Raw genomic sequence first — 11,555 nt, forward strand, 5'->3', positions numbered from 1 at the left:
AGCGGACCACAGCGCTGCGCGACGTGACAGTAACCATCCGACCCGGCGAGCGGATCGCCATCATCGGGCCCAGTGGCGCCGGCAAGAGCACACTGTCGGGCCGGCGCGAGAGCCGCGAGCCGTCACCAGGGCACCACACCGGCGTCCTCGAAAAACCCGCCGGTGGGGCCCCCGTCGGGCAGTGTGGCCAGGCGGATGGCGGTCGCTGCGCCCTCCTGGGGAGTACGCACGCCACGGAAGCCGTTGAGGTCGGTGGCGACGAAGCCCGGGCATGCGCAGTTGATGAGGATGTTCGTGTCTGCCAGTTCCCGGACGTACTGAAGGGTCACCGCGTTGAGGAACGACTTGGAGGGCGCGTAGGCCACAGCGACCGGACCTGTGGAGGTCTCACCACCGGGGCCGGACTGCCGGGCCAGAGAGCCGACGCTGCTGGACATGTTCACAATGCGCGGCGAGGGCGAGCGGCGAAGCAACGGCAGCATGGCGTTCGTCACCCGGATGACGCCGATGACGTTGGTCTCCACCACAGTGCGGATGACGGCAGCGTCGACGCTGCTCGGCTGCTGCGGCCCGCCGCCGGTGATTCCGGCGTTGTTGACCAGGGCATCGAGGCGTCCGGCGCGTTCGGCGATCAGATCGGCTGCGGCGGCGGCACTGCTGTCGTCGGTGACATCCAACGGGACACCGAAGGCGTCGACGCCGGCGTCCCGCAGCTGTGCCACCGCCGCGTCCCGCCGGGTCTGCTCGCGGGCCCCGACACCCACGCTCCAGCCCAGCGCGCCAAGGCCTGCTGCGATCTCGTACCCGATGCCTTTGTTGGCCCCGGTGACCAGGGCGATCTTCGTTTCACTCATGTCTTCGACTGTGAGTCACGGCCCGCAAGCCGTCCAAGACCACCTGAGTCATGGGCGATACCCTGAAGGTATCGTCGCACCTCCGTTCCCGGCTAGGCTCGACACGTGGAGACACGAGAGCTGCGGTACTTCGTCGCCGTGGCCGAGGAGCTGCACTTCGGCCGAGCGGCGCAACGCCTGGGCATAGCCCAGCCGCCACTGTCGCGGGCGATCAGTCAGCTCGAACGCCGTCTGGGCGTCACCTTGCTGGAGCGTGACAGCCGCTCGGTGACGCTGACCGAGGCCGGTGCGGTCCTGCTGCACGAAGGACGAGCAGCGCTGGACGCTGTGGAAGCTGCCGAACATCGCACCCGCCGCGCAGCCCTCGCCGTCACCGGTCGCGCCAGCGTCGTCCTGGCGACCAAGGCTGGAGCGTCCAACGAGTTGCTCGCGAAGCTGCTGCACGCCTACGCCACCGAACCGGGATCGGTCGACGTCGACGTGGTGCTGTGTGGCCCCGGCGAACAAGAACGGCTGTTGCGGACCGGCCGTGCCGATGTCGCGATCCTTCACCATCCGTTCGACGACCTGACGGGGTTCGACACCGAGGAACTGCTCACCGAGGGCCAGGTCGCCATCCTCCCGGCAGGCCATCCCCTCACCACTCGCAGGAGTTTGCAGCTGAGCGAGGTGACCGAGCTGCCCGACCTGCCTCTACCGCGCTGGCCCGGGAATGACGGCACCTATCCCGACGGCCCAGGCCCTGAGGCACAGAGCCACTCACAACTTTTTCAGCTGATCGCCCTTGGCCGGACCTTGCTGGTCGTGCCTGACTCCGCCCGATCCCAGTTGAACGATGATCTCGTTGCCGTGCCGATCGTGGACGCACCGGAAGTCACCACGGTCATCGCCTGGCCCCCGCACAGCCGTTCCCGAGCCGTCGCTGATCTGGTACGAGCCGCAGTCCGCCGCTAGCCGCTGGCACCGCACCTCGTCGCAGGGGCGTACGCGAAAAAGGCCCTGACCGGCAGAGATCTGCCAGGTCAGGACCTTCATCGTTGGTGCGCCGCCAGGGACTCGAACCCCGAACCCGCGGATTAAGAGATTGATCGCCCAGGATGGCCAGCGCACGGTCCATGCCGCCCGCAGCCGGCCGAAGAAGTCCTTGCGTCTGCGGGCGCGTCAGGGCCGAGGCCCTTGCCAGTCGCGGAATAGGCTGGCCGCCGAGCCTCTTACCGGCTGAGAAGATCGTCCTCGCCGTGAACGCCCCACCAGCTCGGTGCGTGCCGGCGCAGCGTTCCCGAGAAGCGGGTCAGTAGCAGCCAGTCGGCGTCGAGGATCAGCGCGGCGTCCTCCGGTCGCTCGTCCAGCACCCGGGCCACACTCGCCAGCATCTCCCGCGTCGCCCGGTCGGAGGATTCGCTCTTAACCAGCCGGAAGCCGATGGTGACGTACCGCTCCGGTTCCCACTCCCACATCGAGCCGTCACCATCTTCGGCCTCGAAGTAGCCGTGGGACCCGTCGTGGATGCTCACCGTGTAACCACGCCGATCGCTGAGGTCCGCACTCAACACCCGGGGCCTGCCATCTACCGCCGACTCCTCAACACCTTCCGGAGCAACGACACCGGCCAGCGCATCGAGAGGAATGTCGCCGGCCAGCGTCAAGCGGTACTCGGTCGCCATGGATAGCCCTTCAGTCTCGTCGCAGGATCTGGATTATCGCCCCGCTGCGCGTCACCGCCACCAGTTCCTTCAACCCTGCTATCGGCCAGTCGTCGAACTGTCTCTGCAACGCCGGGAGATCGCCACTCCAGTCGTGGAGGTTGACCACCACCCGTTGGGTCTGCTCGCTGGTGATCTTGTCGGATACCCCGCTCCACACGCCTCGCACGCTCTTCGCTGGCATCGGGGAGTAACAGTCGAAAGACGTGTCCCTCGATCAGGTAGTCGGGATCCTTGCCCGGTTTCCCGGAATCACCGGTACCGAGCCGGGCGTCAGCGATCTCCTGCCGGCTCGGGTTCTGGTGGAGTCGGTATCCCTCCGCAGCGACGGTATCGGCGCACTGGTTCTCCAGTTCCAGGGAGCGCCGCACGCGCGCGTCTTCTCTCGGAGGAATCTGGGTACGCCGGCCGGTAGGCGAACCGCCGCGCTCTCCGGTCGGCTTGCGCGTCCATGGTGTCACGCCCCTACCGGGGGATGGTGTGTTAACCGAGGCAGGGCTGGTCGGTACGGCACCGCCAGCCCCGCTCAGTTTCCCAACTGTCGTGCCTCGGCGATCGCCGCGTCTACCGCCTGGCGGGTGGTAGCGGTGCACTGGACCAGCACGACAAGCACCTGCTTGACGCTCTCCAGAGCCTGCAGCAGCCCTCCTGGCTGCCCACCCTGCAGAACTCCAACGACAAGCTGCTGCGCCTCACCGACTTGGGTGATCGTGGCGGCCGTCTGGTCACGGATGCCGTCGACCGCACTCTGCACCGGTGTCAGCCCGCTGATGGTCTCCCCCGGACTGGCCTGCCTCGGGACACCAGCGGCCACCTTCGTGGCATCACCGACAGCCCCGGTCAGACCTCCCAGTCCACCCCGGATGGTGGCGATGGCTCCGCGCACCCGCGCCATACCGGCAGCGACCGCAGCGAACCCGGCACCCGCCGCGCGCAGCGCGATCTCCTGCGCCTGCTGATCAGCAGCGGCAGCCAGACCCTGTGCACGTTCGACCCCGGCCGCCAGCGCACGTAGCTCCGTAGTGATCTTCTCGACATGCGACACGCTGCCGGATTCCTCCACCTGACGACGAGAGCTCAGGAGGTCGAACCTGCCGGCACGGCACCGACGTCACCAGACGTCACGGAGGAGTAAGTGATCAGTGGTCGCGGGCGAGAAGGCGGTAGAAGGAGAGAGCGTGAGACGGCGGGAGATCGCGGTCAGCGCGGCGATTCAGCCCCACCGTGGTGTCGGGCGGGCCAGCCGAGGAACCGGTCGAACAGGCCTTTGACATCGCCGCCGGTGCTCAGCGGCGACACAGCCAGAGCGGACGCAACGGCAGATGCTCCGCCGGCACGGGCCGGTGCTGCTCGTCAGCACCGGTTCCGTCCGTACTCATCGGCAGCGGCTTCCGTGCCTGTTGCTCGAACAGGACCCGCCAGACGTGCGTCAACAGCGGCCGTTCGGCCGAGCCCGGTCCCACCGCCGCCGGGACCACCGCTGCGCGGTCTGTCGCCAGCTCGCCGGCCACGGCGTACCGCGACACGTACACCGTCATGGCCGACCCCCGGGGCGGGGCGGTGCCTGGACCAGCGCGCCCCAGTTCCCCGCCGCCGGTCGGCTGGCCCGCCCGACGCGGCGGCCAAACCCGTACCCGGCCGTAGCCGATATCAGTTCAGACTCGACCCTGCAATGGTCTCGCCAAACTGCCCTATACCGAAAGCAGCGCCTCCTCGTTGGAGGTGATGAACTCCTTTAACGCGTCCGGCTTGAGATCCACCGCAGGAAGCTCGTCGATCCTCAACCGGTCAAGCTGGTAGCCACCACGCGACGGGTCAGCGAACTCCTGCCCCGTACGGGCGTCCTCGTTGAGCTGAAGTAGCCGACAGGCAAAGAAGTGCTGGACCGCAACGCCCTCACCACTGGGGGCGGTGAACAGGAGCACCTGGGCGAACCGGTCGGCCTCGGCACCAAGTTCTTCGTACAACTCCCGGCGAAGCGCGGCCTCCAGTGAGGCATCCGTCGACTCCACACCACCGCCCGGCGTCGTCCAGTACGGCGCCCGGCCGGGCTTGATCCGCCTGATCAGCACGAGACGGTCTTCCTCATCCAGAAGAATCGCCCGCACCGACGTACGCATGATGCGACGCACAACTAACTCCCATCCGCGCCCGGGGGATGCACCGGCGGCAGCGCGCCTCACTTGATCCATGGGCCTGTCCGCCGGCATCGCACCGCGTCCCACCGACCCCGGCCACGTCCAACGGCTCCCGAGCACCCACCGAGCGACGCCCATTATCGGCGTACGCGAAAAAGGCCCTGACCGGCAGAGATCTGCCAGGTCAGGACCTTCATCGTTGGTGCGCCGCCAGGGACTCGAACCCCGAACCCGCGGATTAAGAGTCCGCTGCTCTGCCAGTTGAGCTAGCGGCGCTCGTTCGGCAACGGAGAGAACATTAGCACCCCTCCCGAGCGGCCTCCAATTCGGTTCCCCGGGTCCCCCCTTCGGTCGAGCTTTGCCGGCAAAAGCCCCGAACCGGGCACCACCGTCAAGATCGGGACGTGGGTTGCGGCGTCGATGCGGCACGATGTCCGCCAGGTACGCGAGAACAGAGGTGGGCATGGCACGGTTCACGCGAGCCGGGGCGGTGGTGGGCGCCCTGACTCTGGCGGCGGCGCTGGCACTGACCGGATGCGGCGGCGACGGAAAGAAGCCGGAATTCGTTGGCGGTGCGTCCCCGGACGTGAGCGTCACCCCCGGCTCAGCCGCACCTTCGACACCGAGCACACCGAGTGGGCCGGCGCTCACGCTGAGCCCGGCGAACGGCACGAAGAACAGGCCGGTGAGCACGGAGATCAGCGCGAAGCTCCCGGACGGCGGGAAGGTGTCAGCTGTCACGCTGACGGCGGACGGCGGCGGCTCGATCGAGGGCAAGCTGCGGAGCGATGGTTCGTCCTGGGTGCCGTCCGCTCCGCTGAAGTGGGGCACCCGCTACACCGCCACGGTGACGGCCAGCGCGTCCGACGGTACGAGCAGCCAGGGCACCAGCAGCTTCACCACGATGGCCAAGCCGAAGTCGACGATCGGGTCGGGCCTGTACCTCTTCGACGACAAGAGTTACGGGGTGGCCATGCCGGTGGTCACCGAGTTCCACCCGGGTATCCCGAAGAAGGACCGGGCGGCGGTGCAGAAGCGGATGTTCGTCAGGACGGACCCGCCACAGCCGGGCGCGTGGCACTGGGTCAGCAACGGCACGCAGGCCTACTACCGAGCTCCGGAGTACTGGAAGCCGGGCACCACCATCACCGTGCGGATCGCCCTGGCGGGGATGCCCTTGAGCAACGGCAAGTACGGTGACATCGACCGCAAGGCCACCGCCAAGATCGGCCGCTCGTTCGAGATGAAGGTCGACAACGCCAACAAGAAGATGACGGTGTTCGAGAACGGCACGCCGGTACGCACCATTCCGGTGAGCCTGGGCAAGAAGAGCACCCCGTCGTCGAGCGGCACGATGGTGGTGATGGAGAAGAAGGAAGCCACTGTCTTCGACACCCGCGACGACCCGGATCCGGCCAACCGCTACGTGACCGACATCCAGTTCGCCCAGCGGCTCACCTGGGGCGGCGAGTACATCCACGCCGCGCCCTGGTCGGAGCACGTGCAGGGGCGGCAGAACGTCTCGCACGGCTGCGTGAACGTGTCGATGGCGAACGCCAGGTGGTTGTTCGACAAGACCCGGATCGGTGACCCGATCACGATCAAGGGCACCGAGCGCAGGATCACCGCCGGCAACGGTTGGACGGCGTGGAGCCTGAGCTGGTCGGAGTTCATCAAGGGCAGCGCGTTGCCGGTGCCCAGTGGCGGGGCCGGCCCGGCGGTCTGAGTCGTCGGCCTCGTTGCGCCGGCTCGGCCGTTGGCCGGGCCGGCGTACTCTTGCACTCCCGCCGGTCGATGACGACGCGGCGACCCCCGCACTCCCGGCACGGAGACGAACCAGGCTCACGAAACGCCGGATAGTAGCAGGATTCGGGCACTATTGACGGCGTGTTTCGGTTCACCCTCGGCAACCGGGGCCGGCTCTGGCGCGTCAGTAAGAGACGATGGGGCAGCGACCACAACTGTGAGGGACTTCATGCGAGCTAGCCAGGACCAGCTGATCAGGCCCGCTGGGCGACGCCGCGTGTTCGCGGCAGGGCTCCTCGCCGTGGCGCTGGCCTTCACCTCGGCCTGCACCGACGGCGACGGCGGCAAGTCGTCCTCGTGGCACGGGGGCGGCGAGAACCCGGCACCGAAGGCCGCGGCGACGATCAGTGAGCCGGCGGCCGACGCCAAGGACGTGGCGGCCTCCACCGGCATCACCTTCACCACGAAGGACGCCGTGGAAACCGCGGTCGAGCTGAAGGACGCCGCCGGCAAGGCGGTCGAGGGCGCCCTCGCCAAGGACGGCAAGTCGTGGCTTCCGGCTGGCGCGCTGGCCTACGGCACGAGCTACACGGCCACCGTGACCGCCAAGGGCGACGACGGGCTTCCGGCCACCGCGACGAGCACCTTCACCACCATGGCCAAGCCCGGCAACCAGGTGCGGGTGAGCAGCTTCCTCGGTGACAACCAGGTGGTCGGGGTGGGCATGCCGCTGATCGTGAAGTTCAGCCGGGACATCCCGGAGGACTACCGCGACGACGTGCAGCGCCGGATGACCGTCACCTCGACCCCGGCGCAGGAGGGGATCTGGCACTGGGTCAGCCCCACCGAGATCCGGTACCGGCCGAAGGAGTTCTGGAAGCCCAACAGCAAGGTTTCCTACCGGGTGCAGGCCGGCGGCCTGCCGATGGGTGCGGGTTGGTACGGCCGCGCCGACCTCTCGGTGGACGTCAAGATCGGCGCTGCGGTGGTCATGACCGTCGACAACAAGACCAAGCGGATGACGGTGACCCGCAACGGCTCTGTGATCAAGACCATTCCGGTCAGCCTGGGCAAGAAGAGCACCCCGTCGTCCAGCGGCACCATGGTCGTCATCGAGAAGTTGCGCAAGACGGTCTTCGACACGTTCGAGGAGCTGGGCCCGGACGAGGGCTACCGCACCAAGATCGACTTTGCGCAGCGTCTCACCTGGGGCGGGGAGTTCATCCACGCGGCACCCTGGTCCGAGGGGCAGCAGGGCACCACGAACGTGTCGCACGGCTGCGTCAACGTGTCGATGGCCAACGGCGACTGGCTCTTCAAGAACACCCAGATCGGCGACCCGATCACCGTCAAGGGCACCGAGCGCAAGCTCCAGAACGGCAACGGCTGGACCGACTGGAACATGAGCTGGGACGAGTACGTCAAGGGCAGCGCCCTCCCGTACGAGCCTCCGGCCGACCCGGACGCCACCACCCCGGCCCCGGACGGGGCGGTCACCCCATCCCCCACACCGACCGCCTGAGCCAGCCGACGAAAGCCCCCTCCTCGGAGGGGGCTTTCGTGTCGCCCCTGGCTCGGCCCCACAACGACTCAGGCCCCCTCCTCGGAGGGGGCCTGAGCAGTGAAACCAGTGGGGTGACTGAGGGGAATTGAACCCCCGACAACCGGGACCACAACCCGGTGCTCTGCCAACTGAGCTACAGCCACCATGCCGCCGTCGCCCGGCTGATCGCTCCGGGCGGGGTGCGGACCAATAATAGCCACACCCCGACGTACCTCGTCCAGCGGGTTCCCTGCTCCCCGGGACGAGCCGGCGCGGTCAGAGTTCGGCGGCGATGGCCTTGGCGGTCTCGACGTCCGGGCCGGGCAGCGGAACGAAGACGGTGCGCCGGTAGTACTCCAACTCCCGGATGCTCTCCCGGATGTCGGCCAGCGCCCGGTGCGCGAGACCCTTCTGCGGCTGACCGAAGTACACGCGGGGGTACCAGCGGCGGCAGAGTTCCTTGATCGACGACACGTCGATCATCCGGTAGTGCAGGTGGGCGTCGAGGCGGGGCATGTCCCGGGCAATGAAGCCCCGGTCGGTGGCGATCGAGTTGCCGCAGAGCGGAGCCGTACGCGGATCCTTGACGAAGGTGCGGACGTACTCGAGCACCAGGTCCTCGGCCTCGGCGAGGGTGACCGCCGAACGACGGACCTCCTCGGTGAGGCCGGACTTGGCGTGCATCGTCTGCACGATCTCCGGCATTCCCTCCAGCGCCGCTTCGTCGGCGTGGATGACCACGTCGACACCGTCACCCAGCACGTTGAGGTCGGGATCGGTGACCAGTGCCGCAACCTCGATCAGTTTGTCCCTGCCGAGGTCCAACCCAGTCATCTCACAGTCGATCCAGACGAGGAGATCAGCCACCGGGACAGCCTACGCGCAGCCCACGCCCCGCGGCTGCGCGCTCTCGGCGGACCGGACCGCTAGGGTTTCGGGGTGCCAGCAGAACCCGTCGCACCGCCCGCCGTCACCGAAGACGATCCCGGCGGCCGTACGGTCCGTCGCCTGGTCGCGGTGGTGGCCCTCGGCGCTGTGCTGCCAGCGCTGTACCTGCCCGGCCTCGTGCACAACTTCTTCGATCTCAAGATTTACATGTCCGCGATGGACTGGTGGCGCGTCGGCCACCCGCTCTACGACTACGTCCAGCCCGACCGGGTGCAGGGCGAGTTGTACTTCACCTACCCACCCTTCAGCGCGCTGCTGCTGTGGCCGTTCGGTCTGTTACGGCTCGGCGCCACCGTGGCGATCTTCACGGCGCTCACAGTGCTGGCCGTGGTGCTGACCACCCGGTGGCTGGTGACGCCGGTGATCGCCCGACACGCCCTGCCCCGCACGTTCACCCTGGTCGCCGCCGTCCTGCTGGTGCTGGCGGTGGAGAGCATCCGCGAAACGATCACCTTCGGCCAGATCAACATGCTGCTGGTCGTGCTGATCCTGGCCGATCTGCTGTTCGCGGTGCCGCAGGCGCGACGCTGGGCCGGGGTGGGCGTGGGGCTGGCGACGGCCCTCAAGCTCTTTCCCGGCATCTTCATCGTCTACCTGCTGGCCACGCGGCGGTGGCGGGCCGCGGCGGTGGCGAGCGCGACCGCGGCGGCGGCGACCCTGCTCGCGGCGGCGATCGCCCCTCGTGACTCGTGGCGGTTCTGGACACACGAGCTGTGGACAACCGAGCGGGTGGGACGCACCGACATCGTCGGCAACCAGTCGCTGTTCGGCCTGCTCAGCCGGTTCACCGAGCCGGAGAAGCCGGACCGCCTGCTCTGGTTGCTGCTGGTGGCCGCGGTCGCCGGCTACGGGCTGTGGCGGGCCGCCCGCGCGGCGCGGGCCGGTGACGCGTTGACCGGCCTGACGTTGACCGGGTTGGTCGGTTCCCTGGCCAGCCCGATCACCTGGACCCACCACATCTACTGGTTCGTGCCGGCGGTGGTGCTGCTCGCCGACGCGGCGTTGAGCGCGGACCGCCCGGACGAGGCACGCCGGCGTCGGTGGCTGGCCGGGCTCGCGCTGGGCATCACCGCCGTGACGATCTACGGCGTGGTGACGTTCCAGGCCTGGGGCGCGGGACCGGTCCACACCCACGATCCGGTGGACTTCGTCGTGCAGAACACCTACGTGCTGCTCAGCCTGCTACTGCTGGCGGCGTTGCCGGTGCGCTCGGGGCTCCATGCGGAAAATCGCACCAAATGGACAGACCTCCCGAGTGGCCATGTTCGTCGCTAATCTGTCCTCATCTACCTCAAGCGTCGCTCGGGTAGCACCGCTCCCCCGGTGAGGGTGGCCCTCCGCGTCGGCAGCGCGGCGGGCCACTCGCCGTCTCACCCACCACCACCGACCGGGCCGTCACCCGACCGGGCCGCCACCGGCCGCTCCGTCGCCCGGCGCGGCCGCCACCGGCCGGGCCGTGGGCTCGTCCACGTCGGCCGGCGGCCAGGCGAGACTCAACGTCACCTCCGGCGGGCGGGGCAGCCGAACCGGTTCGTCCAGGTCGGCGAGGGTGGCCGCGCGGGCCGCCCCGATCGCCGACCGGGCGGGTTCCGGGGCGCCGGAGCCGACCGGGGCGAGTTGTCGGAGCGGCAACCGCGGGGTCGGCTCGGGTTGCCGGGGGCCCAGGCCACTCAGCGAGGTGACCCCGAGCCGGCCGGCGAGCACCGGCACCTGGTCCGGCTCGACCACGAAGATCACCTCGCGTGGCCGAAGTGGCCGCAGCAGAAGCAGCGCCGCGCACACCACCAGCAGCACGCCGACCGTCAACAGACCCCAGGTGGCCGGGCCGGTCCACCCGACCCGCAACTCGGCGTGCAGGTCCAGAGCGAGGTCGTCCTCCCCGTCGGGGCGCATCACCACCAGGCTCATGGGTTCGCCGGCGAGGTCGTCCGCGCTCCAGTCCAGCGAGCCGATCCCCTCGCGTACCCAGAAGGGTTGGCCCAGCGGCGTGACGGACCCGGCGGCCGGCGCGACACCGGGGGTGTCGGCGGCCGGTCCGGCCGGATCGAGCCGGACCGGCAGCGGGCCTCGGGCCAGCGCCATCCGGCGGACCGTGGCGTGCGGCACCGCCTCCAGCCACCCACGCACCTCGGCGGCGGGCGCCAAGCCGATGAAGGCCGGCCCGCCCGTGGTGCGGGCGTCCAGGCGCAGCCGGGTCTGGGCGGTACGCGCGAAGGGCGCCTCCTGCCGCAGCAACCGGTCGAGGTCGGTGACGACGATCGCGTGACCGGGCGTGCGGACCGTTTCGAAGCGGGCGGCGAAGGACCCGCCGGGGTCGGCGTGTCGGGTCACCAGCCACAGCCCGCCACCGGCGAACAGCGCCGGAATCCCCACCACCAACAGCAACACTCCGGCGATCATCCGCACGAACCGCATCCGCACCGTCCCCCTCCGTAGCCAAATACCCGGCCGACCTTACCGACGTACACCGTCTGATCAGGGGATATCCACGGCACGGTCGACATCGGCTCCGGAAAGCACGCTGGCCCGCCGGAAGATTCGCGCGGGCCGCGGGGGTAAAAGGGGCAGACCATCTCCGACCGGTACCCGCGGGGTCGCCGGGACCCCACCCCCCCCCCCACCC

10 protein-coding genes, 2 tRNA genes and 3 pseudogenes are annotated in these 11,555 nt (G+C 69.0%); 5 read left to right on the plus strand and 10 right to left on the minus strand.

What is annotated here, in order from left to right:
* A pseudogene (locus tag AB0B48_RS13845) lies at nucleotides 1-95 on the plus strand (ATP-binding cassette domain-containing protein); the annotation flags it as partial.
* 27 nt (nucleotides 96-122) lie between these two features.
* Here the strand turns inward: AB0B48_RS13845 and AB0B48_RS13850 are convergent.
* A complete protein-coding gene (locus AB0B48_RS13850) occupies nucleotides 123-854 on the minus strand; it encodes an SDR family oxidoreductase (protein ID WP_357200561.1) in 732 nt (243 codons plus the stop codon).
* Between the two features lie 105 nt (nucleotides 855-959).
* On the opposite strand from AB0B48_RS13850, the gene AB0B48_RS13855 reads away from it, so the two are divergent.
* Nucleotides 960-1,808 carry a LysR family transcriptional regulator gene (locus AB0B48_RS13855; RefSeq protein ID WP_357200564.1) on the plus strand — a complete coding sequence of 283 codons (849 nt, stop codon included), beginning with the start codon at nucleotides 960-962 and terminating at the stop codon, nucleotides 1,806-1,808.
* A gap of 257 nt (nucleotides 1,809-2,065) precedes the next feature.
* Here the strand turns inward: AB0B48_RS13855 and AB0B48_RS13860 are convergent, their stop codons facing one another.
* From AB0B48_RS13860 to AB0B48_RS13885, 6 genes and pseudogenes are all read right to left on the minus strand, one after another.
* Nucleotides 2,066-2,518, minus strand: a complete 453-nt coding sequence (locus AB0B48_RS13860) for a SitI3 family protein (protein ID WP_357200567.1) — start codon at nucleotides 2,516-2,518, stop codon at nucleotides 2,066-2,068.
* 10 nt (nucleotides 2,519-2,528) lie between these two features.
* Nucleotides 2,529-2,928, minus strand: a pseudogene (locus AB0B48_RS13865) (hypothetical protein).
* Nucleotides 2,929-3,083: 155 nt separating this feature from the next.
* Entirely contained in the window at nucleotides 3,084-3,602 is a 519-nt protein-coding gene (locus tag AB0B48_RS13870) for a DUF6244 family protein (RefSeq protein ID WP_357200635.1), read from the minus strand.
* Nucleotides 3,603-3,843: 241 nt separating this feature from the next.
* Nucleotides 3,844-4,095 carry a multiple cyclophane-containing RiPP AmcA gene (gene amcA / locus AB0B48_RS13875; RefSeq protein WP_357200570.1) on the minus strand — a complete coding sequence of 84 codons (252 nt, stop codon included), beginning with the start codon at nucleotides 4,093-4,095 and terminating at the stop codon, nucleotides 3,844-3,846.
* A 153-nt stretch (nucleotides 4,096-4,248) separates the two neighbouring features.
* Nucleotides 4,249-4,689, minus strand: a complete 441-nt coding sequence (locus AB0B48_RS13880; RefSeq protein WP_357200573.1) for an NUDIX domain-containing protein — start codon at nucleotides 4,687-4,689, stop codon at nucleotides 4,249-4,251.
* Nucleotides 4,690-4,895: 206 nt separating this feature from the next.
* Nucleotides 4,896-4,971, minus strand: a tRNA-Lys gene (locus AB0B48_RS13885).
* Between the two features lie 187 nt (nucleotides 4,972-5,158).
* Here AB0B48_RS13885 and AB0B48_RS13890 point away from each other — a divergent pair.
* Together AB0B48_RS13890 and AB0B48_RS13895 are read left to right on the plus strand one after the other, a co-directional pair.
* Nucleotides 5,159-6,421, plus strand: a complete 1,263-nt coding sequence (locus AB0B48_RS13890) for an Ig-like domain-containing protein (RefSeq protein WP_357200576.1) — start codon at nucleotides 5,159-5,161, stop codon at nucleotides 6,419-6,421.
* A gap of 249 nt (nucleotides 6,422-6,670) precedes the next feature.
* Nucleotides 6,671-7,963 (plus strand): Ig-like domain-containing protein, encoded by a 1,293-nt coding sequence (locus tag AB0B48_RS13895; protein WP_357200579.1) that lies wholly within the window; start codon nucleotides 6,671-6,673, stop codon nucleotides 7,961-7,963.
* Between the two features lie 109 nt (nucleotides 7,964-8,072).
* Here AB0B48_RS13895 and AB0B48_RS13900 read toward each other — a convergent pair.
* Nucleotides 8,073-8,148, minus strand: a tRNA-His gene (locus tag AB0B48_RS13900).
* A gap of 112 nt (nucleotides 8,149-8,260) precedes the next feature.
* Nucleotides 8,261-8,851, minus strand: a complete 591-nt coding sequence (gene orn, locus AB0B48_RS13905; protein ID WP_130407816.1) for an oligoribonuclease — start codon at nucleotides 8,849-8,851, stop codon at nucleotides 8,261-8,263.
* A 72-nt stretch (nucleotides 8,852-8,923) separates the two neighbouring features.
* On the opposite strand from orn, the gene AB0B48_RS13910 reads away from it, so the two are divergent.
* Nucleotides 8,924-10,207: a glycosyltransferase 87 family protein gene (locus AB0B48_RS13910; RefSeq protein WP_357200583.1), complete on the plus strand. Its 1,284-nt coding sequence runs from the start codon at nucleotides 8,924-8,926 to the stop codon at nucleotides 10,205-10,207.
* A gap of 95 nt (nucleotides 10,208-10,302) precedes the next feature.
* Here the strand turns inward: AB0B48_RS13910 and AB0B48_RS13915 are convergent.
* Nucleotides 10,303-10,804: pseudogene (locus AB0B48_RS13915) on the minus strand (hypothetical protein); the annotation flags it as partial.
* Between the last annotated feature and the right edge of the window lie 751 nt (nucleotides 10,805-11,555).

This window comes from Micromonospora sp. NPDC049089 (assembly GCF_040648775.1).
GTDB lineage: Bacteria > Actinomycetota > Actinomycetes > Mycobacteriales > Micromonosporaceae > Micromonospora.